At 67.7% G+C, this 25,725-nt stretch carries 21 protein-coding genes; 9 read left to right on the plus strand and 12 right to left on the minus strand.

The genetic code is table 11. From position 1 onward, the window contains the following. Nucleotides 1-82: 82 nt before the first annotated feature. On the plus strand, nt 83-1,210 hold the full coding sequence (locus QOZ88_RS14430) for an LCP family protein (protein ID WP_306000439.1): 1,128 nt from the start codon (nt 83-85) through the stop codon (nt 1,208-1,210). A 12-nt stretch (nt 1,211-1,222) separates the two neighbouring features. On the opposite strand, the gene galE is transcribed toward QOZ88_RS14430, so the two are convergent. Both galE and QOZ88_RS14440 read right to left on the minus strand, forming a co-directional pair. Beyond that, a complete protein-coding gene (gene galE / locus QOZ88_RS14435; protein WP_306000440.1) occupies nt 1,223-2,191 on the minus strand; it encodes a UDP-glucose 4-epimerase GalE in 969 nt (322 codons plus the stop codon). 351 nt (nt 2,192-2,542) lie between these two features. Then, entirely contained in the window at nt 2,543-3,841 is a 1,299-nt protein-coding gene (locus tag QOZ88_RS14440; RefSeq protein WP_306000441.1) for a nucleotide sugar dehydrogenase, read from the minus strand. A gap of 163 nt (nt 3,842-4,004) precedes the next feature. Between QOZ88_RS14440 and QOZ88_RS14445 the strand changes: the two genes are divergently transcribed. The 5 genes from QOZ88_RS14445 to QOZ88_RS14465 all read left to right on the plus strand — a co-directional run bounded on the left by QOZ88_RS14445 (nt 4,005) and on the right by QOZ88_RS14465 (nt 9,968). After that, nucleotides 4,005-4,952: a glycosyltransferase gene (locus QOZ88_RS14445; RefSeq protein ID WP_306000442.1), complete on the plus strand. Its 948-nt coding sequence runs from the start codon at nt 4,005-4,007 to the stop codon at nt 4,950-4,952. 94 nt (nt 4,953-5,046) lie between these two features. Then, entirely contained in the window at nt 5,047-6,147 is a 1,101-nt protein-coding gene (gene wecB, locus QOZ88_RS14450) for a non-hydrolyzing UDP-N-acetylglucosamine 2-epimerase (RefSeq protein ID WP_306000459.1), read from the plus strand. A 577-nt stretch (nt 6,148-6,724) separates the two neighbouring features. After that, nucleotides 6,725-7,414, plus strand: a complete 690-nt coding sequence (locus QOZ88_RS14455) for a glycosyltransferase family 4 protein (protein WP_306000443.1) — start codon at nt 6,725-6,727, stop codon at nt 7,412-7,414. 260 nt (nt 7,415-7,674) lie between these two features. After that, a complete protein-coding gene (locus QOZ88_RS14460; RefSeq protein WP_306000444.1) occupies nt 7,675-8,931 on the plus strand; it encodes an oligosaccharide flippase family protein in 1,257 nt (418 codons plus the stop codon). A gap of 53 nt (nt 8,932-8,984) precedes the next feature. Further along, complete coding sequence (locus QOZ88_RS14465) at nt 8,985-9,968, plus strand: CgeB family protein (RefSeq protein WP_306000445.1); 984 nt, start codon at nt 8,985-8,987, stop codon at nt 9,966-9,968. Here QOZ88_RS14465 and QOZ88_RS14470 read toward each other — a convergent pair. The 9 genes from QOZ88_RS14470 to QOZ88_RS14505 all read right to left on the minus strand — a co-directional run bounded on the left by QOZ88_RS14470 (nt 9,960) and on the right by QOZ88_RS14505 (nt 20,928). Further along, nucleotides 9,960-11,492: a hypothetical protein gene (locus tag QOZ88_RS14470; protein ID WP_306000446.1), complete on the minus strand. Its 1,533-nt coding sequence runs from the start codon at nt 11,490-11,492 to the stop codon at nt 9,960-9,962. The genes QOZ88_RS14465 and QOZ88_RS14470 overlap by 9 nt on opposite strands. Nucleotides 11,493-11,497: 5 nt before the next feature. After that, the gene (locus QOZ88_RS14475; protein ID WP_306000447.1) at nt 11,498-12,613 is read right to left on the minus strand and encodes a polysaccharide biosynthesis C-terminal domain-containing protein; all 1,116 of its coding nucleotides are present in this window, start codon (nt 12,611-12,613) and stop codon (nt 11,498-11,500) included. Continuing rightward, nucleotides 12,610-13,671 carry an SDR family NAD(P)-dependent oxidoreductase gene (locus QOZ88_RS14480; protein WP_306000448.1) on the minus strand — a complete coding sequence of 354 codons (1,062 nt, stop codon included), beginning with the start codon at nt 13,669-13,671 and terminating at the stop codon, nt 12,610-12,612. Before QOZ88_RS14480 ends, QOZ88_RS14475 begins: the two co-directional genes overlap by 4 nt. 48 nt (nt 13,672-13,719) lie before the next feature. Next, nucleotides 13,720-14,652 (minus strand): NAD-dependent epimerase/dehydratase family protein, encoded by a 933-nt coding sequence (locus tag QOZ88_RS23210; RefSeq protein WP_406568227.1) that lies wholly within the window; start codon nt 14,650-14,652, stop codon nt 13,720-13,722. Nucleotides 14,653-14,669: 17 nt separating this feature from the next. Next, nucleotides 14,670-15,917, minus strand: coding sequence for a glycosyltransferase family 4 protein (locus tag QOZ88_RS14485; protein ID WP_306000449.1), 1,248 nt, complete (start codon nt 15,915-15,917; stop codon nt 14,670-14,672). Between the two features lies 1 nt (nt 15,918). Then, on the minus strand, nt 15,919-16,929 hold the full coding sequence (locus QOZ88_RS14490; protein WP_306000460.1) for an MraY family glycosyltransferase: 1,011 nt from the start codon (nt 16,927-16,929) through the stop codon (nt 15,919-15,921). 91 nt (nt 16,930-17,020) lie between these two features. Then, the gene (locus QOZ88_RS14495) at nt 17,021-18,844 is read right to left on the minus strand and encodes a polysaccharide biosynthesis protein (protein ID WP_306000450.1); all 1,824 of its coding nucleotides are present in this window, start codon (nt 18,842-18,844) and stop codon (nt 17,021-17,023) included. 94 nt (nt 18,845-18,938) lie between these two features. Beyond that, nucleotides 18,939-20,456, minus strand: coding sequence for a polysaccharide biosynthesis tyrosine autokinase (locus QOZ88_RS14500; RefSeq protein WP_319946891.1), 1,518 nt, complete (start codon nt 20,454-20,456; stop codon nt 18,939-18,941). A gap of 208 nt (nt 20,457-20,664) precedes the next feature. Continuing rightward, on the minus strand, nt 20,665-20,928 hold the full coding sequence (locus tag QOZ88_RS14505; RefSeq protein WP_306000452.1) for a hypothetical protein: 264 nt from the start codon (nt 20,926-20,928) through the stop codon (nt 20,665-20,667). A 157-nt stretch (nt 20,929-21,085) separates the two neighbouring features. Here QOZ88_RS14505 and QOZ88_RS14510 point away from each other — a divergent pair, with 157 nt between their 5' ends. Both QOZ88_RS14510 and QOZ88_RS14515 read left to right on the plus strand, forming a co-directional pair. Further along, nucleotides 21,086-21,877 carry a hypothetical protein gene (locus QOZ88_RS14510; RefSeq protein WP_306000453.1) on the plus strand — a complete coding sequence of 264 codons (792 nt, stop codon included), beginning with the start codon at nt 21,086-21,088 and terminating at the stop codon, nt 21,875-21,877. 166 nt (nt 21,878-22,043) lie between these two features. After that, nucleotides 22,044-22,850, plus strand: coding sequence for a hypothetical protein (locus QOZ88_RS14515; RefSeq protein ID WP_306000454.1), 807 nt, complete (start codon nt 22,044-22,046; stop codon nt 22,848-22,850). Nucleotides 22,851-22,883: 33 nt separating this feature from the next. On the opposite strand, the gene QOZ88_RS14520 is transcribed toward QOZ88_RS14515, so the two are convergent. Continuing rightward, nucleotides 22,884-23,207: a hypothetical protein gene (locus QOZ88_RS14520; RefSeq protein ID WP_306000455.1), complete on the minus strand. Its 324-nt coding sequence runs from the start codon at nt 23,205-23,207 to the stop codon at nt 22,884-22,886. A 114-nt stretch (nt 23,208-23,321) separates the two neighbouring features. Between QOZ88_RS14520 and QOZ88_RS14525 the strand changes: the two genes are divergently transcribed. After that, nucleotides 23,322-25,640, plus strand: a complete 2,319-nt coding sequence (locus QOZ88_RS14525) for a putative bifunctional diguanylate cyclase/phosphodiesterase (RefSeq protein ID WP_306000456.1) — start codon at nt 23,322-23,324, stop codon at nt 25,638-25,640. Nucleotides 25,641-25,725: the final 85 nt, after the last annotated feature.

Below are 25,725 nucleotides of genomic sequence, written 5' to 3' on the forward strand. Positions count from 1 at the left end.
ACCCTCGCGAGGCAGGGCCGAGGCGTGGGCCTGCGGCATCGCCGTACCCTCGGCCGGGTTCGACGGGGACGGGGGCTGAGGAATGCGCAGCGACGAGAACGGCGCGCCAGGGCACGGCACGGGCGACGCCGGCCGCGTCCGCGACACCGCACCCATCCCACTCCTGTCCGCCTCGGCGGACGAGGTGGAGGAGGAGCGGCCCCGCCGCCGCGGGCTGCGGCGGGTACTGATCGGCCTGGGCGTCCTCGCGCTGGTGCTCGCCGTGCTGGTCGGGGGCGGCCTGTGGTTCCTCGCCGACCGGTGGGGCGGCAACATCGACCGCGTCTCCGGCGTCTTCGCCGACCTGGAGGCCGACGCCCGCCCCGCGCCGGCCACCCCGCAGCAGAGCGCCGGCGAGGATCCGGTCACCTTCCTGCTGGTCGGCTCCGACACCCGCAGCGAGGGCGAGCAGGGCGCCGACCCCGGCGGCCGCTCCGACGCGATCATGCTCGCCCGGCTCTCGGCCGACCGGCAGCACGCCCAGCTGATCTCCATCCCCCGCGACTCCTGGGTGGAGATCCCCGGCCACGGGATGGACAAGATCAATGCCAGCTACGCCTTCGGCGGGCCCTCACTTCTGGTGCAGACCGTCGAGCAGCTCACCCAGGTGCGCATCGACCACTACGTCGCGATCGACTTCGAGGGCCTGGTCCAGGTGACCGACGACCTCGGCGGCGTGGACGTGGTGGTGGCCGAGACGACGAGGAACGGCCCGTACACCTTCACCGCCGGCGTCAACCACCTCGATGGCGACCAGGCCCGCTGGTACCTCGGCCAGCGCTACGGCCTGACCGGCGGCGACTTCGACCGGGTGAAGCGGCAGCAGCAGTACCTGCGGGCCATGTTCGACAAGCTGTTCAGCTCCGAGACCTTCACCAGCCCGCCCAAGCTCGACGCGGCCATGCTGGCCGTCACCAGCGCCGTGAGCGTCGACGAGACCCTCAGCAACGCCGACCTCGCGAGCCTGGCCTACTCGATGCGCGATGTGACGCCCGGCGACATCGAGTACTTCACCGCACCGGTGCTGGGCATCGGCATGGAGGGGCCGGCCAGCGTCGTCTACCTCGACCACGTCACCGCCGACCGCATGTGGGAGTACCTCCGCAGCGACTCGCTCGCCCAGAACGCCGACGAGTTCGCCGACGAGGCACTCCCCGACGTCCCGCGCTGAGCGGCGAGTAGATCAGGGACGCGGCCACCCCGCCCAGGCGGACTCGACCATCTCCCGGACAGCGAAGGAGGCGCGCCAGCCCAGGGCGCGCTCGATGACCTCCGCTGACGCCACGACCCGAGGAGGGTCCCCGGGCCGGCGATCGAGCACCGTCGGCTCCGACCACTCCTCGCCGGCGGTGCCGGTGACCTCGCGGATGACGGCGATCATCTCCCGCACCGAGACACCCTCGCCCCGGCCGATGTTGGCGACGAGGTCGGTGATGCAACCCTCCGCCAGGGCGGCGGCGGCGACGGCGTGCGCCGACGCGATGTCCTGCACGTGGATGAAGTCACGGACGCACGTGCCGTCGTGCGTCGGGTAGTCGTCTCCGAAGATGACGGGCGACTGCTGCTGGACCAGCCGCTGGAACACCATGGGCACGAGGTTGGACACGCCTCGATCGGCGAGTTCGGGAGTCGCGCAGCCCGCGACGTTGAAGTAGCGGAGGCTGGCGTAACGGAGGCCCGTGGCAGAAGCCACGTCGGCGACCATCTGCTCGCCGATCAGCTTGGTGCGGCCGTAGGGGTTGATCGGGCGGCACACCGTGTTCTCGTCGACCTGCTCGACGTCGGACTCCCCGTACAGGGCGGCGCTCGACGAGAAGACGAAAGAGTCGACGCCCTCGGAGACGGCCGCCTCGAGCAGGCACCGCAGGCCCTCGACGTTCTCCCGGTAGTAGGTCAACGGATCGCGGACGGACTCCTCCACCGCCTTCTTGGCGGCGAGGTGCACGACCCCCCGCACCGCGTGCTCGTGCAGCGTGCGGCCGACCAGTTCGCGGTCGAGCGTGGACCCGACGACGAGCGGCACCCCCGCGACCCGCTTCTCACACCCGGTACTGAGGTCGTCGAGGACGACCACGTCCTGGCCAGCAGCTCGCATGGCCGCCACCACGTGAGCCCCGATGTAGCCCGCACCGCCCGTGACCAGCCAGCCCATGGGGCCGCACCGTACGGGACGGGCATCGTCCGTGGGCCACGCGAATGCACCGTGCGGGGCACCTCATGAGCCGCGCGGTTTCATGCACGGCGTCACGCTCGGCGGCGTTCCGCACAATGCCGGATCGGGGCCTGGCACCGGCACGCGGCATGGGCCGGGGGCGTCCCTCTCGACGACGTCACCGCCCACATGAGGGCGCACCTGGAAGCGACTCCCTCGCCTAGCACATCGACCCATAGGCGAATGCGGCCTTGCCAATTAAGCGCGCTGATTGCCGCTCGCCCGGATGTCATGAGGCTAGGTCTGCCAGTGACGATTCACTGACAGACCTAGCGCTCGTACACGGATGACTCAGAGACGGACGACCTCGGACCCGGACAGCACGCCTCGGGTGTCGAACACGCCCACGCCGTCCAGTGCCCCATCCAGGTATTCATGATGCGCCTGGAGCAGGACGACGATGTCCGCCTGCTTGAGAGCCGCGTGAAGGTCTTGCTCCCCCTCCAACAGCCGCTCCGGATCGCCGTGCGCCGCGGCGTTCCAGACGTCCACGTGAGGGTCGTGGAAGCGCACGTCCGCGCCCATCGCCTCGAGCTTGAGTGCCAGCGGGACGGCGGGCGACTCGCGCTCGTCGGCGATGTTGGCCTTGTAGGTCACGCCGAGCAGCAGCACCGTCGATCCGCGGACGGCCTTGCCTTCGTCATTCAACCGATCCTGGATTCGTCGCGCCACGTAGTTCGGCATACCGGCGTTCACTTCCTGCGCCAGCTCCACGAACCGGAACGGGTAGTGCAGACGGGCCTGCACCGTGTGCGACAGGTAGTTTGGGTCGATCGGGATGCAGTGACCTCCGACTCCCGGCCCCGGGTAGAACGCCTGGAAGCCGAACGGCTTCGTCTTGGCGCAGTCGATGACGTTCCACAGGTCGATGCCGAGCTCATGGGAGAACCGGGCCATCTCGTTGACCAGCGCGATGTTGATGTGCCGGTACGTGTTCTCCAGCAGCTTGGCCATCTCGGCCTCCCGAGTGCCCTTGGCCGCCACGACCGTGTCGATGAAGCTGCTGTAGAAGGCCACCGCCCGGTCGGTGCACTCAGGGGTGACGCCACCCACAACCTTCGGGGTGTTCTTGATGCCGTAGACCGGGTTGCCCGGGTCGACGCGTTCCGGAGAGAAGGCGAGGGAGAGTCCCGCGCCTACGCGGAGTCCCCGGGCCTCGACCAGGGGCTGGAAAAACTCCTCGGTCGTGCCAGGATAGGTGGTCGACTCAAGCACGACAAGGGTGTCGCTGGTCAAGCGCTCGCCCAGCACCCGTCCCACGCTCTCAACCGCGCCCAAATCGGGTCCTCCGTCCTTGGACAACGGCGTCGGCACACAGACGATGACGGCGTCAGCTTCGGCGATACAGGAAGCGTCGCTCGTCGGGAGGAACCCGGCGCCGAGGATCTCCTCGATCGTCGCGTCGTCGATGTCGTCGATGTGCGAGCGCCCACTGCGCAGGTTAGCGATGATCGCTTCGTCGCGATCCAGTCCGATGACTTGGTGGCCCCTGCGGACCATCTCTACGACGAGCGGTAGCCCGACGTAGCCAAGCCCCACGACGACGGCGCGCGTAGCTCGCGCAGAGTTGACGACCACGGCCAGGATCACCTCTCCCCGTTACTGTTCGAAGCCGAGCGACGAGCTCGACCCTCACCCTATGCGGGTGAACGATGGCGGGGTGCACGCGCTACCCCCTTAAGGTGGGGGCGCCGGCCACCAACTGCTCCATCGGTGCGACGGGACTCGGTCGGCTACGGGGAGGAAGAAGCGAGTGACGGTCGTCATCGACCTCGCGGGCGGCCAGTCCGGCGGCGCAGGAAGGTTCCGCGCCCAGTATCTTGAGTATGCGTCCGATCACGGGTCATCGGGATTGTCCGTGATCGGACTTGACCACTTTGTGACACCACGGTGGTTGCTCCGTCGCGAAGCAGTGGCGTTTGGCTCCGAGAAGGTAATCGCGGCCAACAACGTGAGCTTCGCCCTCGCGGGCAAGAGTCGATGGACACTTCTTCGGAATGCCAATCACTTTCTGAGTCGTGAAGAGTGGCAGGAGTTCGCCCAGCGTCTCGGCCGAGGATTCGCAACACAAACTCAGGTTGTGCGCGCCGCAGCACGCCGCTCCGACGTGCTCGTAGTCCCCAGTTCGAGCATGGCCGACCGCGTCGCAACAGTCCTTCCGGAATTGGCTGACCGGATCGTGGTGCGGCTACATCCACTATCGGTGCCGCCGAAGCCACCTGTGCCACCGAGCGTTGGGCCCACCATCCTCTGTCCGATCGTCAACTCCGCGTACAAGCATCTGGTGAATCACTTGGAACTTCTGCAGCAGGCGCTCGGGAGCTCAGACGCCAGAGTCGTCTGCACGATCCGACCCGACGAAGCCTCGCCGACCCTCCGCACTGATGACCGCTTTTCGCTCGTGGGTCTACTGAGCCGCGAACGCCTGAGAGACGAGTACGACGCCGCGACCGCGGTGTACTTCCCGACAAGCATCGAGTCGTTTGGATACCCACTGGCGGAGGCACGAGCAGCGGGTATGCCGGTGCTGGCTCAGGAGACGGACCATAACCGGGAGATCGCGGGCCCCGCCCTCTTCGGGTATAGAAGTGGCCAAGCATCATCCCTTGGTGCCGCGGTGTCCGATGCGTTGAGCGCGTCGCTGACACCGGACCCCGTGCCGTTCGATCCTGCCACCTACTTCGATTGGCTCCTGCACTGACGACCAATCACATGTCAACGGGAGTCATGTTGCTCGTCGGACCCTCGGCCGAGGCCACGACAATATCTCGAGATGAGGTTTCCTCGTGAAGGTCATGACCGTCGTCGGAACTCGACCTGAACTTATTCGCCTGTCTCGAGTCATCACCCGCCTCGACGAAAGCTTTGACCACGTTCTCGTTCATACCGGCCAGAACTGGGATTACCAGTTGAACGGCGTCTTCTTTGAGGACTTGAGCCTTCGCCAACCCGATCATGCACTCGACGTGGACACGTCCAGCCTTGGCGCGGTGCTGGGAGACACGTTGAGGAAGACTGAGCGGGTCATCCAGCAGGAGACACCGGACGCCTTCCTAGTCCTCGGTGACACCAATAGTGCCATCTCGGCGGTCATGGCGAAGCGGATGCGCGTCCCCGTTTATCACATGGAAGCCGGCAATCGCTGCTTCGACGAGAATGTGCCCGAGGAGACCAATCGCCGCCTCGTCGACCACGTGGCCGACTTCAATCTCGTCTACAGCGAGCACGCGCGGCGCAACCTGTTGGCCGAGGGCGTCCATCCTCGCCGCATCATGCACACGGGATCGCCGATGCGTGAGGTCTTGGAACACTACCGCCCCCGAATCGAAGGGTCCGATGTTCTTGCGCGCCTGGACCTCGACTCCGGCGGCTATTTTCTCGTCAGCGCCCACCGCCAGGAAAACGTTGATTCCCCGGCAAGGCTCCAGGCACTCGTCCACTGCTTGATCAGGGTCCGGGACACCTTCAACCTCCCCGTCCTCGTGTCGACCCACCCACGAACGCGGCTCCGCGTCGAACAGCTGCAGGGTGTGATGGGCCTGCGCGACATAAACTTCCACATGCCGTTCGGATTCCACGACTACAATCACCTGCAACTGCACGCCCGCTGTGTGCTCTCAGACAGTGGAACCATCAGCGAGGAATCCTCCATCCTCCGCTTCCCAGCCGTAACCCTGCGTTCGTCGATCGAGCGCCCCGAGGCACTCGACACAGGCTCGATCATCACGGTGGACTTGAACCCGGAGTCCCTCGTGGCCGGCATCGAGGCGGCCATCGCTAGCCAGCCCAGGACAGTCGCACCCCGCGACTATGGCGTGGAGAATTGCAGCATCAGAGTACGAAACTTCATTCTGTCTACGGCCGAGCAGCACGCCTCGTGGGCAGGCCTTCGATGATGACTCCGGATTCGAAGAGGGCGCGCCGATGACCGACGGTGGGCATCTTCGCATCGCACTGGTAACCCAAGGATTCGCGACCGGTGGGGGCGTACCTACCATAGCCCGCTGGCTGCACGGGGAGCTTGCGGCCAGAGGCCACAGAGTGGTCATCTATGACCTCGCCACGTCTCGCCGGGATCCTGCCAGCCGAAGACTGACGGCCCCTAAGTCGTGGTTCCGCCGCTCCTTGAACGAACCACTGGGCGATTCGCCGGTGGATCGACACTGGGGAGCAAATGCCGTCGAGCTTGAGCCAATGCGATACCGGCCTCGACGCGAACTGACCAGCGCGTTGGACCAGTTCGACGTCATCCAAGTCGTCGCTGGTGCACCCGCGCTCGCTCGGGCAGTCGTCGACTCGAAGTCACCAGTGGCACTTCAGGCCGCAACGATGGTCCGCTGGGAACGAGAGTCCAGACTCGCGGCCATGCCCCTGCCCCAACGATTGTGGCGACAGGTCATGACCGTCTTGTCGACGCGAGCCGAGACCCGAGCTCTGCGGTCCGTCGACGCTGTCCTTGTGTGGAACCAAGCAATGATGGAAGCAGTCCGGCCACACGCCAAGGGACTCGTCGAACTGGCGGCACCGGGTGTCGACGTCAGGCGCTTCACTCCGTCTCCGGACGGGTGGCAGCATAATGGCTATCTGCTCTGCGTCTGCCGACTCGCCGAGCCTCGCAAGGGACTCCGCCGGTTGATCAAGGCATACGCACACATGGTCGACGTGGACCCGTCAGTGCCCGACCTCGTGCTAGCCGGACGAGGCCAGCTGTCGACTTCCGACTCTTCGTTGATCGTCCAACTTGGCCTGTCGCATCGGGTCCGGATCCAATCTGACGTACCACCCGAGAGGCTTCCCGCGCTCTACCGCGGCGCCTCGGTATTCGTGCAGGCCTCTCACGAGGAAGGATTCGGCATGTCTGCGCTTGAGGCCATGTCGTGCGGTGTTCCAGTGGTGGCCACGGATACTGATGGCACTCGCATGTCCATACGGTCCGGCGAGACGGGGTGGCTGGTGGCGCAGGGGCCAGACGAAGACGGCGTCGTTCAGGCACTCGCCACGCGAACCCTCCAGACACTCAGCGCAGATGGAGCTGCGATGAGCGAACGCGCGCGCCGGCACGTCCTGGACTACTTCTCCTCCGAGCGAAGCATCTCGACCTTTATCGCAGTTTATGGCCACATCACCTCGGATGCCTGGCTTGGAACGGATGTGAAGACATGACCGCAGCCCGCCGCAGCGTTACGGAGCTGTCGGTTGAACAGTTCGAAGTCGGGAAGCTGATCGCTAAGATGGCGCGCCGTAAGCGGTCCAACGGTGACACGTCTCTGCCTAGTTTGTGTAGCCACCATGAACGATGACTGCGGACTCCTAGTAGCGTGGGTCCGCAGGGATTAGCAACAGGTGCCCACGCGGGTCGGGCAGGGGGCGATCTCAACGGCACGGTCGTTTCCAGGCGCAACCAGCATGACGAGGGATAAAGAGTGAGACGAGGCGGTTCTCGCTACCTGCGCATCGTCGGACGAACCGCGGCATTCAACGCGAGCACGACTCTGGTAAGCGCGGCCACCGGCGTACTCCTCGCCCGAGTGCTGGGGGCCGCTGGCCGCGGCGACTACGCTGCGGCCACTGCCTTCTTCGGCATCGTCCTCGTCATCTTTGAGCTTGGTCTCGCCGCCTCCGTCGTCTACTTCTCCGCGCGTCGCCAAGATCTAGCGGACACGTTCGTCCGGACGGCCCTAGGCCTTCTACTCCCCTTGGCCGTAGCCGGGAGCGTGTTCGTCGTCGTCGCTTCGTTCACCTTTATGGATGGTTCGGAAGGCCGGGACATTGCCCTCCTGGTCATCGCAGCGCTTGTTCCGATTAGCTTCGCTGCCGCGCCAGCGGTCTTCGCCCTCCAAGCTTTGGACATCCGACTGTGGAACGTGGTACGCCTCGTCCAGCCTCTTCTTTTCGCCAGCGCGCTGACGGCCGCGGTGGTCACACTCGACGTGGATGTCCGTATCGCGACGGGCGTCTTCGGCGCTTCGTTAGCCGCCCAAGGCCTACTGGCCTGGTGGCTGTACCACCGTCGACGAGAACGGCGGGGCAGGTTTTCCCCCCTCGAGGCAGCACCCATGCTTCGGTACGGCTTGTCCAACGCCGCGTCCACCGCCCCGAACGCGTTGAACGGGCGCTTCGACCAGATCCTCCTAGCCCTCATGGTCGCACCCGCCGCGCTGGGGCAGTACGCGGTTGCCGTCTCACTCAGTCTGATGGTGGCGCCGCTGGCAGTTGCTTTCGGCAACGTAGCCTTCCCGCGGCTGGCCGGGGGAGATGACTCCGAAGCGACACTGCGGCATGCCCTTCGGGGTTCCTTCGTCGTTGCGATCTTGGGCGTCGTGGTCGTGGTTGCCCTCGCGCCCGTCATCGTCCCTACGCTCTATGGTCAAGGCTTCGATGAGGTCCCCCGGCTCCTGCTCGGCCTCGCGCCCGGCGCCGCTTTCTTTGTCGTCAATCAAGTGGTCGGAGACCTTCTACGCGGGATGGGGAGACCCACCCTCGTCGCACGATGTGAGTGGACCGGCGTTGTCGTGACTATCGTCGGCTTAGCCATACTTGTACCTCTGATCGGCGCCTTCGGGGCCGCTCTCACCTCCTCGGCGACGTACATCACAGTCCACGTACTTCTACAATTTGCACTCCGCGCGGCCAGGTCGAAGCCCAACTCATCCGCCGCGACGGGCGCCGTCTCAGATTGAGGGTCAGCGCTAGGCAGGTCTTGCCGAGCTACACGAATCGAAAGGATGCTTCTGTGCGCGTAGGAGTGATTGGTCCACCCGAGGCGGACGAGTTCGCGGCCAACATCGTGGCATGCCTGCCGGATCTGGGCGTGGAAGCAATCGCCCTAGGGGCGGCGCGGCGGCGACCTCACGGCAGACGCGCCACAAATCTTCAATACGCGGTGGCTTCCGCCGCCCCACCGTTGGACTTGCGACTCCAGCGTGGCGTGCTGGCACGGGCTCTCGAGGCCGAACTTGACCTTGTCATAAGCGTGGAGGGGGCGCTACACCCGGAGGTCGTTCGAGCATTGCGCCTGAATGGCGCGCGAGTGGCGCTCTGGTTCCCCGACCATGTGAGCAACCTCGGCGTCCTGCGGATGATGGCTGCAGAGTACAGCCGAATGTATTTCAAGGACCCGCTGCTGGTGGAGCGACTGGTTACGACATATGGGCTCCGTTGCTCATTCCTTCCCGAGGCCTGCAATCCGGCCTGGCACCGCCCTATCGGTGAACCAGCGTCGGCCGGCGGCATTGCCGTGGTCGGAAACATGTATGTGACGCGGGTTCACCTTCTGAACCGTCTCGCCTCAGCAGGCATACCACTGACACTCCATGGCGCGGGATGGCCACAGATTACGCCCGCCGGACCAGCCGCTTCACTCGCCGTGCAAGCGCCCGTTCACCGAGAAGACAAATCCCGGGTCTTTCGACAGGCTGCCGGCGTGCTGAACAACCTGCACCCGGCAGAAATGACCTCGGTGAACTGCCGCTTGTTCGAGGCGACGGCGGCGGGAGGGGCAGTGCTCTGCGAGGATCGCCAGAGTTTGAGAGACCTCTTTGACGTCGGCACGGAGGTCCTTGCGTTCGCCAACTACGACGAATTGGTTCAACACATCAAGCAACTCTTCGATGAGCCTGACCTGACGCGTAGAGTGGGTGATGCCGCTGCCCAACGGGCGTTGGCGGAGCACACGTACCAGCATCGCTTGACGGAGATTCTGAGCGACCTAGCCTGAGTATCGAAGACGCGTCGCAGGCCTGGACATGGTCGCGACCATTCGCGCCGAGATGGTCGCCACTACAACGACGCCCACCAACGAGGCCCAGAGTCCCAGGTAGTCCATTTCCTGCTTCACGAGCGGCGCAAATAACAGCATCGGCAGGAATAACAGTCGGGGATCAGTACGTGGATCTCCGTTCCTCTCGTCTATTGCGCGGACCAGCATCCCTAGTATGGCCATGCCGAGCGCCACAACCCAGGGGCCGCCGTGTCGCCACAGGTCTCCATAAGGCGTCATAGCGTTGGAGGTGAATACGCCCGGTGGTAGGCCGTAGTACACCGAGCTCATCCGGTAGCCCGCGTCAAGTACCGGCTTTCCCGCCCAAAGAGAGCGCGGTATGAGGCCAAGGACCGGTCCAGCGGCGAGATCGACGGGCGACTGGTAGGGCACAACCTCAGGGGTCTTTTGCATGATCACTGCAACGTCGCCCACGCGTGACAGTCTTTGGCCGAACTGCTCCATGGACTCCGTCATGGACGTATCGCTTGTCGACGCGGCTAAATCGTCGACCGTGATGGTCTCCAATACCTGCGCGGGCGAGAGGCGGCCGGATCCCACCAAGACTGATAGTCGGTATTGCGTAATCAACGGGACAATAACGACGACGACGAGACTTGCGGCTATGAGAATAGGCAGAAATCTGACTCGGCGCCTAACCCCATAGCCGAGGAACACCGCTACGAATTGGATGATCACCGATTCTTTTAAACCGGCGAACAGGCCGAGGGCGACCTGGGTCAGAACGACGTACACCAACAGTGCTAGCGCGCCGCCGTTGCGCTCTCCCGCATACCACCATGCGGCGAGGAGGGTGCTAAGTAGGCCTACGTCCGCTAGCAGTGCCAGGACAGCGGGAAGGGACGAGGTTGCCCCGAGCGCCGCGCTCGGGTCGGAGAGGTACCCGAAGCTGCCTGAAAGCATGGCACCCACCTGCGCCAGAACGCTAATGCCCCAAAGGGTCAGCACGGATGCTGGGCCCGGACTACCAAGGACTGGACCCTGCAGACCCGCGTTCGCCCTGTTTACCACCGTTTTAAGGATCCGCGGGGTGAACGCGTAACCAAGCGCGAAGGAGGCCAAGCCCGCCAAAGCGAGCAGCGCCGCAGGCACCAGAAAGGCTGGGTCGGTGACTGCACGCGTCCCCTCGGCCGGCGCAAGCCAGACTAGTGACGCAAGGCCAAATACCACCCCGAAGCCAACGCAGATCCACGGACCCAAGCGCAGCAGCGCCAAGCCGCGTCGCAGACGTAGGGGGCAGGCCAGGATCGCAGCAAAGATCAGGCCCGCGAGAAACAGCGCCACGGAGACCACTACAAGCCTGACTTCGTGAGAAACGCGGATCAATCCATCTATGAGGCCAAGTCCTGCGACACCAGAAACCCATACGCCAAGGAGTATGAGCGGTGCGACGACGGCGCGCTTTGCGGCCGTTGCTGATCCTGACTGGCCCAAGTGATTGGGGGATTCGACTGCTGTCATGGCGATCAATCCTGTGCCGATGGGTACACCGGAAAGGGATATGTGTCGGGAGACTGAGGATCGAGAAGTTCGTTGGTCCAGAACACCGTTGTAACCGGTCGACTGCCTGTGTTTTTCAAGGAATGAGCCCACATCGGCGGCATGTCCACGGCTTGCGGCCTGCTCCCAGATACCGCGAAAGCGATCTCTTCTCCGGTAATAAGCCGCCGAAGACGGATCTCCGCTTCGCCGTCCACGACGATGAACCGTTCCACCTTTCGTCGGTGAAAGTGCTGCCCACGCACGGCCCCTGGGACCGTGGTCGAGACGAAAGACAATGAGTCGGTGCTCTGGGCGCGCGCTGACTCGAACAACGTTCCCCGCGCGTCGCTGTGCATGACCTTGTCGATCGGAAAGGCGCCTGGGAAGCAGAAGGACTGGTACGTGTTGAAGAGGGCGACGCGGAACCGCGTCGAAAGGTTTGGGAAGTCTCCGGCGTCACGGTAACTGGTCATGCCTTCAAGCTGCGTCAGGACGTCGGACACAAGGGTAGGGATACCTGTCGGGCGGATTACGCCCTCTTGTCCAGTCAGCAGGACGTCCAGCAGTTGGTCAGCAGCGTCCTGCGCGTGCAGGAGGGGCAGTTCCCGATCGTCCTTTACGGTCGGCTGCCTTCCCGCAGCCAACTCGTGCGCGAAGGTGGCGACGACCGAGTTGTAGAACGGTCGGCCACCTTCCCCGAAGACGTTTGGGAGCATCAAGTCCGCGAAGACCGCTCCGACTTTGGCCGCTCCCTGAGCCAACGTATCGGTGGCGAAAGCCTTGCTCCGACCGAACGGTGTCGCTGTGCCGGCGTGGATGGAGTTGCCATGGACGACAATGCGTATGGGCGTGTCTTCGAGGGCCTCTGCCAGGGTCACGGCCAAGTACCTGTTGCCCGCCTCGACGTCCTCGTCGCTCCCTCGGTTCACGCCTGCTAAGTGCACCACGGCGTCGCAGTCCTGCAGGCGCTGACGAAGCGATGCGGCATCCGCCAGTTCAGGTCGGCTGACGGGAACGGCGACATGCTTACCTCCCGCCAGCAGGGCGCACTGCAGGTGCCAGCCGAGGAAGCCGTTGGCACCCGTGACGGCAACCCTCACGTCATCTCGCTCACGGTTGCCATCACCTCGGGGACGGTCCTGAGGAGGCTAGCGACCCCTTCGACATCCAACCGGTCGGTGTTGTGAGAGGTGTAGTCATCGAGGGCGGCCTCGGCCTCGGACCCCTCGTCGAAGTAGAGACCGTAGTTCAGGGAGCGAGCGTCCAAGGGCACCCGGAAGTACTGCCCGTGATCTTCAGCGCGGAGTACCTCCTCGCGGGAGAGCAGCGTCTCGAAGACCTTCTCGCCATGGCGCGTACCGATCACAGCGGTCTTTGCGGGCCGGTCCACCAGAGCGGCGACACCTTCGGCGAGCGTTTGCACGGTGGCTGCCGGGGCCTTGCGGACGAAGAGGTCACCTGGTCGCGCGTGCAGTAGGGCGTGCCGGACCAGGTCGACCGATTGGTCGAGGGACATCAGGAATCGGGTCATGTTCGGATCCGTCAGCGTCATCGGCTCGCCGCTCGCGAGCTGCTCTAAGAAGAGGGGTACCACGGATCCGCGGGACTGAAGGACGTTGCCGTAACGAACAACGGAGACGACTGTTTGCGATTCGGGATTGTTACGAGCGAATGCCTGAGCAGTCTTCTCCATGAGTGCCTTCGTCATGCCCATGGCATTGATCGGGTAGACGGCCTTGTCCGTACTTAGCATGACCACGGAGCTCGCCCCATGCCGGCCGGCGGCTTCCACCACGTTGTGACTCCCGGTCACGTTCGTCAGGACTGCCTGCGACGGGAAGAACTCGCACGACGGCACCTGCTTGAGCGCCGCAGCATGGAAGACGTTGTTTACGCCCCGAACGGCGTCATCGACGCTCGCGGCGTCGCGCACGTCCCCCACGTAGAAGCGCATGCGTTCGTCACGCAGTTGGCGGCGGAGGTTGTCCTGCTTCGCTTCGTCTCGACTCAGGATCCGGATCTGGGCAACGTCTTCATTGAGCAGAGACCGGGCCATGGTGGAACCGAAGGAGCCAGTACCGCCGGTGATAAGGACGGTCCGTCCTGCTAGGGAGCTGGTCACGTCAAGAGCCTTTCTTTCGTAGAAGGTGCGCGGCACAGCGGCTACTCCGACGCAATGTGCAGCCGCCGGAGCTCGTCCGATTGATCATGTTGGCCCGCTGTTCCGCCGTCTTAGTTCCCGTCCAAGGTGTGCCCACCCCTCGATACCGACGGGAGGGCGCCAGCCTTGACGAGTCAGCCAACTCTCGGCTTGCGACTGCCCGAACCACAGCACCTCTAGCCGCCGACTGTGCGCAACCATCCGTGGAGAGGTGCGGCCGAGCGCGCCTCCGAACGCGACCACAGACCGCGCGAGGCAGCGAGGCAGCCGACGGGCGCGCCTGCCGCCGAGGAGATCCAGAAGTTCACCCGTGGTCAGTCCCTCCCACGGATGGGCAACCGTCGGTGAAGGTTGCCGCCCATGGAGCGCCAAGAATGCGATCGCGTCGGCTACGTTCGGAAGGAGGCTCTGGGGAGTTGGATCGTTGCCCGGCGAAGCCACGGCAGCGAGCGGCGAGCCAGCTAGGCGAGCGAGGGAACGGGTGACCGCTCGGGACGCCGCATGGACGCCCGGTGGCCGGTAGACCACCGCTCGCCCCTGGCCGAGTTGCCTTACAAGCTCTTCCCCTAGCGACTTTGAGCGCGAGTATGGCGACATCACTACTCCCGTCGGCCCGTCATCAAGCACTGCTCGATCTCCCTGGACTGCCGCGCTGCTCACGTGAACGAAACGGGCGACAGCCGCCTGACTGCAGAGGCCGGCGATGAACCCCGGTACAGCCGCATTAGCCGCGATAAGGGCACCTTCATTGGACGATGTCGCATCCGACAGCCCGGCCGCGTTGATGACCGCGTCCGCCCCCGCCAAGACCCCTAGCAAGGAGCCGTGAGCGGTCATCGCGTCACGTGCGGCAGACTTCGCGTCGGCCGCAGAGACAGGGTTGAACCGAGGGGTTGGGACGGCGATCGAGTCCGCGCCGCGCTCCCGTAGTGCTGCGACGGCCGCGCTGCCGACGAAGCCGGAAGCACCAAACACCACTACCCGGGGGGCCCCCGTCAACGCTTCGCCGCCCCAGCGGCCGCCTGCTGCAGCAAGGAGGAAAGGGCTTCGGCACCTGCCTCCCGTCCCAGGTGCTTCATGTAATAAGAGCGACCGGCTGCGCCCCGGCGACTCAGCTCCGCTGACGACAGCTGACTGGCTGACAGCACGGCGTCTGCCATTGCCTCGGCGTCTCCCGGAGGGGTCACAATCCCGGCTCCGGATTCTCTGACGACCGAGGCTGCATCCCCAGTCACGGCCGCGACCAGGGGCCGCCCGGCCGCGAGAGTCGCCTGCACCTTGCTCGGCAGCACGGATCGGAAGATCGGCAGATCCCGGAGCGTGACGAGCTGCAGATCCGCGGCCGCGAGCACTTTCGCCATTCTATCCACGGGACGCGGACCGGCGAAGCGAACGTTGGTCAGACCGCGCTCGGCAGTCATCTGTCTCAGCGACGCTTCCGCCACGCCTCCACCAACTAGGACGAAGCCGATCTCTTCGCGGTTCCGCAACAAGGTGGCCGCCTCGATGATCACCTCGAGTCCTTGCACCTCGCCCAGGTTTCCTGCGTACATAACCGTGAACCGATCGGAAGCCCTTACTTCGGCGATTACGTCTTCGGGCGCGTCCGTCGGGTAGAAGTATCGCTCATCGGCCCAGTTAGGTACGACCGATATTTTCGCCGGTGACACACCACGGGCGAGGAGTAGATCGGCCATCCCAGGAGACGTGACAGCGATCGAAGCCGCGCGCCCGTAGGTCACATCGCAGAAGCGGTGAAGTGCTCGCTCGACGATCTCACTGGCCCGCGACCGAATGAACTGACTCGCGGTCACGCTTTGCGGCCACATGTCCTGGATTAAGAGGACGTACGGCGTACGGCGTACGGCGCGCAGCGTCATCGCAGGGATCGCCATAGTTGCCGGCGACGAATACACGAGCGTCGCCTCGACTTCGGCAAGAGCCTTGAGTCCCACGATGCTGGAGGATGCTGCCAAGCTGAGAAAATTGGCCGCCCTGTGCCCCGGCCGGGAGTCATGACTGGGATACAGCGGCGCTCTGTGTACCCGAACCCCATCACGGCGCTCGCGGAGATAGGGCCGAATGCGGTATCCCGCGTAGACGTTGCCATCGGGATAGTTCGGAAAGCCCGTGAGCACATCCACTTCGTGACCGCGGCCGATGAGAGCTTGGGCTATGGAGCCGGGGACGCCGGCCGACCCCACTTCCGGGTCGTACCACTGACTAATCAATCCGATGCGCATGTCAATTGTCTCCCGTCCGCCCTGGCGCCCATCTCCGTTCGCCGATCCAAAAGCGATCGCAAATCTGGGGCGCCGCGAGGTAGCCGGCGACGCCCACGGTCATCGCCGAAATCGCAACCAGCCGAAACGTCAAGCTCTCGGTCATCCAGCCCGCGATGGCGCAACCGGCCACTAGCACCGACGCACTAGATACGAAGAGGGCGACCGGGACATGACGACCCCCCTTGCGGATTAACTGTTGGTAAACGTGGTCACGATGTGCCGACATGAGCGGCTTTCTCAGCATGGCCCTCGTGATGAGTGTTCCCAAGACGTCGGCCAGGTAAATCGCAGGAATGAGGACAGAAACCCACAGCGGCAAGCCTTCTGCCACCGCCAGCACAGCAAGCAGCGCAATAGCAGCCCCGAGTCCGTAGCTGCCGACGTCTCCGAGAAACACCCTCGCGGCAGGTCTCGCGTTGAACGGTAGGAACCCGACACCGGCACCGGCGACAGCAGCCCCGAAGCCCGCGAGCAGGCCGGAGTCGATCACGAGACCGCACATGCCAAACGCCGCACCCATCGAAACGGCCTGCATTGCACTAATTCCGTTGATCCCGTCCATGAAGTTGAAGCTGTTGATGTACAGGGTCAACCATGCGGCAAAAGCCAGGAGACCGACGACCCCCGAGATGGGGAGGGGTAGCACCCGAAGGAGGGCGACCCCGGTCACGACCGCAAGAGTGACCTGGGCAATGAGGCGTCCAAGCGCCGGCAGGGCGCGGATATCGTCGATCACGCCGAGCGCCGCAAAGCACAGAACGCTCGCGACTACGGCAAACGGAGGACCAACGAAGAGGACGAGCGCGGCGGCTAAGGCCAAAACAACGGCGATGCCGCCTCCTCGCGGAGTGGCTATCGCATGAGACGAGCGCTCGCCGGGCACGTCGAAGACCGCCCTCGCTCGCAAGACGCGGATCACCAGCGGCTGTAGCACAACACCGATAAGCGCTGCGGCCGCGAGGGCCCACATGGCAGTCACGGTCGGTCACCACCGCCCGCGTTGGGACGGGGAGCCGTTGCACGGGCTAGGGCTGAGTCACCGGAACAGGAAACCGTGACCGTCATAGCTCGGCGGCCACCCGAGCCGCCCAGCGCGTCTCGATCGCGTCGACCTGCAGGACCGCCTCCAGCGGCGGAACAGGGTGCCGGAGCCAGCTCTCGAGGTCTCCCTCGATCCACGGAACCGGAACATGGCTGATCAACGGATGCGCCGGTCGGCTATCCCGCTCCTCGGTGCCGAACAGCTCCTCGTGCAGCTTCTCGCCCGGGCGCAGGCCGGTGTACAGGATATTGATCGGGCGCCCCTCGATCGCGATCAGCTGCTTGGCAACGTCGGCGATTCGCACCGGCTCTCCCATGTCGAGCACCAGCGCCTCGCCGCCGCTACCGATCGCGCCGGCTTGGATCACCAGCTGCACTGCCTCGGGGATGGTCATGAAGTACCGGGTCACGTCCGGGTGCGTCACCGTAATCGGCCCACCTCGGGCGATCTGCGCGGCGAAGGTCTCCAGCACCGAGCCGCGGCTGCCCAGCACGTTGCCAAACCGCACGGAGAGAAAGTTGCCCTCGTTCTTGCGCGCGTAGGTGGCGGTGAGCCGCTCGGCCATCCGCTTGGTGCGGCCCAGCACGTTCACCGGGTCGGCGGCCTTGTCGGTGGAGACGTTGATGAAGTGGCTGACCCCTGCCGTGGTGGCCGCTTCGAGCACGTTGCGGGTGCCGAGCACGTTGGTCTTGAATCCCTCGGCCGGGTACTGCTCCAGCATGTTCACGTGCTTCAGCGCAGCGGCGTGGAACACCACGTCGGGCCGCCGCTCGATGAACAGGCCGCGCAGCGCCTCACCGTCGCGGATGTCGGCCAGGATGGCCTGAGGCAGGTCCAGCCGCGCCTCGCCGTGGATGCTCAGCGAGACCGCGTGCAACGCGGACTCGTCCCGGTCCAGCATCATCAGCTCCGCGGGGGCGAAGCCTGCGATCTGCCGGCATAGCTCCGACCCGATCGACCCGCCGGCGCCGGTGACGAGCACCTTCCTGCCCCGCAGGTAGTCGGCGATCTCGGTGACGTTCGTGTCGATCTGGTGCCGGCCCAGCAGGTCTGCGATGTCGATGTCCCGCACATCGCGGATCCCCACGCGCCCCTGGAGCAGCTCGGAGAGACCCGGCAGCACCTTGACCGACAGCCCGGCGGCGATCGAACGCTGTGAGACATCGCGGACGAGCGCCGAATCGGCGGCGGGCAAGGCGATGACGAGCACCTCGGCGCCCGTGGTCGCGACCGCAGCATCGATCTGGTCGCGGCTGCCGAGCACCCGCACACCCCGGATCCGCAGGTGCCGCTTGCTGCGGTCGTCGTCGATGAGCCCGACCGGGACGTAGGGGCTGTCCGGGTCGGCGAGCATCGAGCGGATCAGCTGGTGCGCCGCCTCTCCCGCGCCGAAGACAAGGGTCGGCCGGCCCGTGCGCGGGCGCACGGCACCCTCCCGCTGGCTGCGGATGACCAACCGGAAGCCGAGCATGAGCAGCGCAGCGATGGCGGCCGCGACCGGCGCCACCGAGAGCGGGATCAGGCGCGGCGAGCCGGCGAGCACGTCGACGGCCAAGACGGTGAACGCGGCTCCCCCGACGGCCACGAGGATGCCGCGGAGCTCGTCCACGCTGCCGAGCGCGTAGCGGCCCTGGTGCAGCCGCATCGCCACGGAGAGCACCAGGAAGGCGACCGCGGCGGCCGCCCCGCAGATGACCAGTCCGCGGGTGTTCAGCCGGGTCAGGTCGCCGTCGTAGCGGGCGGCCGTCGCGAAGACGAGTGCCACCTGCAGCGAGATCACGTCGGTCACCAGGATGGCGAGGCGGGCCAGCCGCCAGGGCCACCCCGAACGCTGCAGAATCACGCGATCCCCCGATCGACGAGCACGCCGGTCCGCGTGCGTGGCTGAGTGGTTGAGCGGCCGTGGCACGCGTGGACGGCCGGGCGGTGCGTGCCGATCACGACTGCTCCCCGGCCTCCGTCCCGGCGGAGTGGCTGCCGGCCGGCCCACCCCGCCGGCGCCCGCGGCGTGCGGCGCGGCCCTCGACCGGCGGGATCGGCGCCCGCCACGGGTCGGCCGTGTATCCGTACCCGTAGCCGTAGCCCTGGGCCACGGCCGAGGCCGGCGGCACCCGGTTGAGCACGACGCCGAGCAGCTTCCCGTCGACACGGGCCAGCACCCTGGTCGCCTCCTCGAGCTGCTCGCGGCGGGTCTTGCCGTACCGGGTGGTCACCACGCAGCCGTCGGCGAGGACGCTGAGCACCGCCGCGTCCGTGACCGGCAGGAGGGGCGGGGTGTCGATGACCACGTAGTCGTGCGTGCTCCGCAGGCCGTCCAGCAGCGAGCGCATCTGCTCCGAGCCCAGCAGCTCGCTGGGGTTCGGCGGCATCGGCCCAGCCGCGAGCACGCTCAGCTTGTCGTCGCCCCAGGTCTGGGCTACCTCGTCGATGTCGGCTGTACCGGCCAGCACGTTGGAGAGCCCGGCCCCGCTGACCAGCCCCATGTACCGGGTCACCCGGGGGCGCCGCAGGTCGGCCTCGACCAGCATGACGCGGCTGCCCCCTTGGGCCAGCGCGATCGAGAGGTTCACCGCCAGCGTCGACTTGCCCTCACCGGGCACCGAGCTGGCCACCACGATCACCTTGGGCGGGTGGTCGACGTCGAGGAACTGCAGATTGGTGCGGATGGCCCGGAACGACTCCGCCGTCGCCGACTGCCGGTCCGCCGATGCGAGCACGTGCTGCTCACCGAGCCGCGCGTCCTCCAGCACCGTGCCGATCAGGCCGGTGTGAGTGAGCGCCTGCACGTCGTCACCGGTCTTCACCGTGTTGTCGAGCCGGCTACGCACCAGCGCGAGCCCCAGCCCGATGAGGAGGCCCAGCACCCCGCCCAGCGCAAGGTTCCGGGTGACGGCGGGGCTGACCGGGTCCGAGTTGATGTCCGCCGGCTCTACGACGCTCACCTTGAGCGCGGAGACGTCGGCCTCCAGTTCCAGCACCCGCTCGGTGAACTGCTCCGCCAGCGAGGCGGCGATCGCCTGCGCCCGGGCCGGGTCGGTGTCGGTGACCGTCACGTCCAGGATGACCGTCTCGGGCAGCACTCGGGCGTCAACGTTGCCCGCCACGGCGGCCGGGGTGAGCTCGAGGTTCAGGTCGTCGACGACCTCCGCCGCGAGCGCCTCACCGGTGAGGAGCTGGGCGTAGGAGGTCACCCGCTGCTGGGTGAAGAGGTTTCCCTGGTACGCCGCGGAGGTATCGGTCGAGCCGGCGACCGAGACGAACAGCTGGGTCGAGGAGGAGTAGAGCGGCGTCGCCAGCCAGCTCAGCAATCCCGCGGCGGCCAGCCCGACCAGCAGGCCGCCTAGCAGCAGCCACCAGCCAGAACGCACCGCGTGGAGGACGTCCCTCAGGTCCAACAGAGCCCCCGCTCGACACCGGGCCCTCCCCCGTCGGGACCCGTCTCGCCTCAGCCTCAAGTGGTTGAGAACTGAAACGCGGGAGTAACGTACCTGGCAATTCGGACGTTGTTCACCCCTTGACCGCCCTTTCTGGTGACGGCACGTACCGTATGTGACGGCCTGACGGCGATGAGTGAACTCGTCGGGTCGTCGAGTCGCGCTTCAGTAGCCGGTTGACCACGTGCTGCAATCGCAGGCGTGCAGTTTTCGTCGGCACGGGGCATCTCTACCGCTCGCCGAGCGCCTCGCTCTCGCTCACCTCGACGCCCGGCTCGGTGCGGCAGCCGCTGCCGTCGGCCTGGGCAGCGCCGGTACCCGCGCCGCCGTGGTCAGCTCCATGGACCCGTCCTCCGCCCTGGCGCTCGCCGAGCTGGGTGGGACGCCGGACGGCTTCCGGGCACGCCAGCTGTCGGCCACCCTCGTCCGCGACGCCGGCCTCGTGCTCACCCTCACCCGGCGCCACCGGCAGGCGGTGCTCGAAGAGCGTCATCAGCGCCTGTCTCGACACTCTGCTGTCGGCGCTGTGCGACGCGGGCGCCCACGTCGGTGTCGCACCTCCGTTGCACTTGTGACGCACGTTGCCGGCGCAGCCCGACACCTGGCCGTGTTCCCCTCTGCGTGGGGCTGGCGCTCCTACGCTTCGCGGCATGCCCTGTCCCTCCTGTGGGGCGACGGCCACCCGCACGCAGATCCTGACCGGCTACTGGCGGTGCGACGCCGACGTCCGCATCGACCAGCTCGTCCCCGCCGGCGCGGAGCCCTCAGCAGTTCCGTCAGCGGCCGAGACCCGGCGCTGCGGCACCGTCTACATCCAGACCCGGGACGACGACGGCGCCACCTGCCGCTGCGGCGAGCCCGCCGTCGGTGAGTGCACCGAGTGCACCCGCGCCGTCTGCGCCGACCACTCCGACCTCTGGCAGGGCTGGCGGGTGTGCGACCGCGACCTGGCCAACGCACGCCTGCGCGCCCGCGCGGCCGCCGCCGCCGAGGAGAAGCGCCGCGAGGAGGAGGCCGCCGCCGCGGAGGCCGAGCGGCTGCGGCAGCGCACCACGCTGCTCGAGCTCGCCGACGAGGACGCCGTCTGGCTGCTCTACGCCCGCGACGAGCGGCGCACCGAGCAGCAGGTCCGCTCGGCGGTGCACGTGCTGCGCCGGCTCACCGCGGCCGAGTTCACCGACGTCTGCCTGTACCTGCTCCCCTACGCCCGCGAGCCCGAGACCCGGCGCAGCGGCCTCACCCGCCTGACCGGCTGGGCCTTCGAGGGGCCCGACTACCACGGCCGGTCGTGGTTCCTGACCCGCAAGGGCGAGTGGCACCGCGGCGGCGCACTGGGCGACGAGCGCCGACGCTGGAAGGACGTGCGCTTCGACGACGTCGAGAAGCGCGCCGTCATCGACGAGATGGCCTGGCAGCAGTCGATCGACAGCGGCCTCGTCTGACCCGCTCGGGCTGGCGCAGCGGCGGGGTCACGGCCGCTGCATCGCCCGCTCCGCGGCGGGCTGACCACCCCCGTGCGCGGTCAGCCCGCCCGGGGCGGAACGGTGCACACGCTCCCGGTCCGACGGGGGTGCGCGCCCGAACCAGTTCCGCAGCACGGGGGTGCCGATGACCGACACGAGCGACGACGCGGCCACCGACCCCTTCGTCACGCAAGTCGGTTGGCTGATCGCCTCGTCGGGTGGGAGGGACCAGCTCGTCACGCGCAGCGGCGGCCTGGTCAGCGCCCGCACCCTCGACAACTGGATGGCCGGCAGCTACCCGCGCACCAAGGTGACCGGCGCCGTCCGCGAACTGGACGCCTGGGCGCGCGCCGAGCTGCCCGGGTACCCCGAGGCCGCCGGGGTGCCGGCGCTCGTCGACTCCTGCGGCCCCTACCGCGGCGCCTCCACGGTCGGCCCGGCGACGGCGGACGACCCGGCCGAGGAGACCCCCGCCGGGCCCGCGCCGCGCCGCCGCCGGCTGCCCACCTGGGCGCTGCTGGCGGTCGCCCTGGTGCTGGTCGCCGTCCTCTCCTCCGCCCTCACCGCCCTCGTGCTCGGCGAGCGCAGCCCCGAGGCGTCGGCGGCGGACCCGACCCTCGCCGCCAACGACCTGGTGAACGTGCCCCTGCCCAGCACCGGCGACGGCACCCCCGTCCAGGAGGAGGCCGGCAGCATCGGCGCCAACACCTTCGCCGACCCGCGGACGCTCTCCGGGCGCGGCGCACCCATCCCGCCGCACACCACGATCATGGTGCGCTGCCGCTACTACGCCCCGAGCGTGCCGAGCGTCAGCCCCGACGGCTTCTGGTACCTGATCGAGACCGAACCCTGGAACGGCCTCTGGACGCCGGCGAACTCCTACATGAACGGCGACCCGCCGGGTGGGCCGTACCTGCACAACACCGACTTCGCCGTCCCCGTCTGCCGGTGAGGTCGCACCGGCGCTGACGTCGGCGACCGAGCGCTACGCCGCCCTGGGCAGCAGGCGCAGCCGGGCCCAGAACCCGCTGCTGCTCGCCGGCGCCTCGCGCTCCGTCCGGGCGGGGGTGGCAGCAGCGGTGTCCTCCTCGGCGCGGTCCGCGGCCTCGACCTGCTCCGCCACCCGCAGGCGGGCGAGCGACACGGGAGGCAGCCGGTGGACGTCGGCCGGTCCGTAGGCGGACGGCGGTGCCGCGTGGCGGCCGTAGCTCTCGGCCGATCCGGTGCGGAAGGAGACCGTGGCGCTCATCGGCTCCAGGTCGGCACCGCGCTCCGTCGTCCCCGGCTCCTGCTCGTGCGTTCGCTCCACACGTGCTTCATCGGCAGTCGAGGTCCCGTCCGTGACGGTCCGGCTCCCCCCACCGGGTGAGGAGCGCACGGGCAGCCCTGCAGTCCGGGCGTCCCCCGGCCGATGTTCCCCTCCATGGACCAGCGAGAGCAGGCGGCGACCAGGCGTCGCCGTCCCGGCCGTGCGCTGCTCCTGACGGTCGCGCTGACCGCGCTCTACGCCACCGGCATCGGCCAGCGGCCCGCCGGCGCGGCGTGGGACCGCGCGTACGACGTCGTCCTCTACAACCTGCCCTACCTCGCCGCGGCGGCGGCGTGCCTGCTGACGGCCCGCCGGGTGCGCACCGAGCGGCTGGCCTGGGCCGCGCTCGCCGTCGCCCTGCTCCTCGGCGCGCTCGGCAACGCGCTGCGCGTCCTCTCCTCCGGCCTGCAGGGCAACGAGCCCGCCTCCGCGCTCGCGCTCGGGGTCATGTTCGCGGCCTACCTGGCCATGTACGTGCCCGTCGTCGTGCTCATCCGCGCGCGGGTGCCGCGCTTCCACCCCAGCATGTGGCTCGACGGCGTCGTCGCCGCGCTCGGCAGCCTCTCCGCCGGGGTCGCCTTCCTGCTGGGCCCCTACCTGCTCATCGGGCCCGGCCGAGCCCCGGTGGCGGCCGCCGACCTCATGGCACCGATCACCACGGTGCTGCTCATCGCCGTCGTCATGGCCGTCGGCGGCATCCTCGGCGTGCGCCTCGACCGCACCTTCGTGCTGCTCGGTGCGGCGCTGGGCCTGATCGCCGTCTCCGACCTCGTTCTCTTCGCCCTCAAGGTGCAGGGCACCTACGTCGACGGCGGGCCGCTGGAGCTCGGCTGGCTCGCCTCCGTGATCCTGGCCGCCGCCGCCGCGGAGGGCGCCGTCGAGCCACCCCGCCGCCTCGGCAGCAGCGGCTCGCGCATCGGCTGGCGGCTGCTGGCCGTGCCGCTCGCCTGCCTGGTCGCCAGCCTCGTCGTGCTCAGCCCCTGGTCGCAGCCCGTGCCCGACGTCGCCGGCTGGCTGGCGATCGCCTGCGTGCTGGCCGGCGTCCTCCGCATCGCCGTCACCTTCCGCGAGGTGCGCGGCTACAACCAGGTCGTGCTGGAGTCGCGCACCGACGAGCTCACCGGGCTGGCCAACCGTCGCGCGCTGCTCGAGCAGGCCCAGCGCGTCGTCACCGCGGCCACCCCCGAGCGGCCCGCCGCCCTGCTGCTGCTCGACCTCGACGGCTTCAAGGAGATCAACGACAGCCTCGGCCACACCGCCGGCGACGACCTGCTGCGCCAGATCGGGCCGCGGCTGCGCGGCTCGCTGCGGGCCGGCGAGCTGCTGGCCCGGCTCGGCGGCGACGAGTTCGCCGTCCTCATGCCCGCCGCATCGACCGCCGAGGCCCGCGCCCTGGCCGAGCGGCTGCGCGACCTGCTGCTCGCCCCCTTCACGGTCGCCGACGTCCGGCTGCACGTCGGCATGAGCATCGGCGTCGCCACCGCACCCGCTCCGGCGACGACCGTCCAGGAGCTGCTGCACTGCGCCGACGTCGCCATGTACAGCGCCAAGCGCGCCCGCGAGGGCGTGCAGGTCTACGTGCCCGACCCCGTCACGGGCACCTCCGGCAGCGGCCGGCTGCGCACCATGGAGGAGCTGCGGACCGCCCTGGACGGCGACGAGCTGCGGGTCTTCCTCCAGCCCCAGATGGACATGCGCGACGGCCGCATCGTGGGCGCCGAGGCGCTGGTCCGGTGGGAGCACCCCACCCGCGGGCTGCTCTCCCCCGCCGAGCTGCTGCCCGCCGCCGAGCAGGCCGGGCTCCTGCGGCCGCTGACCGACCGCGTGCTCGAGCTGGCGCTCGAGGCGGCGGCCCGCTGGTGGCACGAGCGCGAGATGCCGGTGTCGGTGAACCTGTCGGCGGCCAACGTCACCGACCTCGACCTGGCCGGCAAGGTCGCCGCCGCGCTGCACCGGCACGGGCTGCCGCCGCGGGCGCTCACGCTGGAGCTCGTCGAGGACACCCTCATGGCCGATCCCGAGCGCGGCCGCACGGTCCTCGCCGACCTGCGCGCCTCCGGCGTCCGCACGTCGATCGACGACTACGGCACCGGCTACAGCTCGCTGGCCTACCTGCGGCACCTGCCGGCCGACGAGCTGAAGCTCGACCGCACCCTGACCGCCGACGTAGACCGCGACCCCCGCGCGGCGGCCATCGTGCAGAGCACCGTCGCGCTCGCGCACGCCCTCGGCCTGAGCCTGGTGGCCGAGGGGGTCGAGACGCTGGCGACGAGCGCCACCCTCGCCCGCCTCGGCTGCGACGTCGCCCAGGGGTACGCCATCGCCCGTCCCATGCCGGTGGCGGACTTCCTGGACTGGCTGGTCGCCTCGGACTCCGGGCTCGTCGACTGCGCGCTGATCCCCCAGCTGCACCGCGGCGGGGCCCCGTCCTGACCCCGAAGGGTCAGGACGACGCCCGGGGGGGGGCGCCCGCCCGGGCGACACCCCCCCCCGGGGGTTCACGCTGCGCGACCGGCGG

The organism is Blastococcus carthaginiensis (genome assembly GCF_030731085.1).
In the GTDB taxonomy this organism is placed as follows: domain Bacteria; phylum Actinomycetota; class Actinomycetes; order Mycobacteriales; family Geodermatophilaceae; genus Blastococcus; species Blastococcus carthaginiensis.

Bases quoted from the DNA above. Each gene is read 5' to 3' on its own strand.
- QOZ88_RS14430 (WP_306000439.1), top strand. From the start codon at position 83: ATGCGCAGCGACGAGAACGGCGCGCCAGGGCACGGCACGGGCGACGCC.
- galE (WP_306000440.1), bottom strand. From the start codon at position 2,191: ATGGGCTGGCTGGTCACGGGCGGTGCGGGCTACATCGGGGCTCACGTG.
- wecB (WP_306000459.1), top strand. From the start codon at position 5,047: ATGACCGTCGTCGGAACTCGACCTGAACTTATTCGCCTGTCTCGAGTC.
- QOZ88_RS14455 (WP_306000443.1), top strand. From the start codon at position 6,725: ATGATGGAAGCAGTCCGGCCACACGCCAAGGGACTCGTCGAACTGGCG.
- QOZ88_RS14470 (WP_306000446.1), bottom strand. From the start codon at position 11,492: ATGACAGCAGTCGAATCCCCCAATCACTTGGGCCAGTCAGGATCAGCA.
- QOZ88_RS14485 (WP_306000449.1), bottom strand. From the start codon at position 15,917: ATGCGCATCGGATTGATTAGTCAGTGGTACGACCCGGAAGTGGGGTCG.
- QOZ88_RS14490 (WP_306000460.1), bottom strand. From the start codon at position 16,929: ATGTGGGCCCTCGCGGCCGCAGCGCTTATCGGTGTTGTGCTACAGCCG.
- QOZ88_RS14505 (WP_306000452.1), bottom strand. From the start codon at position 20,928: ATGACGCTCTTCGAGCACCGCCTGCCGGTGGCGCCGGGTGAGGGTGAG.
- QOZ88_RS14510 (WP_306000453.1), top strand. From the start codon at position 21,086: ATGCCCTGTCCCTCCTGTGGGGCGACGGCCACCCGCACGCAGATCCTG.
- QOZ88_RS14515 (WP_306000454.1), top strand. From the start codon at position 22,044: ATGACCGACACGAGCGACGACGCGGCCACCGACCCCTTCGTCACGCAA.
- QOZ88_RS14525 (WP_306000456.1), top strand. From the start codon at position 23,322: ATGGACCAGCGAGAGCAGGCGGCGACCAGGCGTCGCCGTCCCGGCCGT.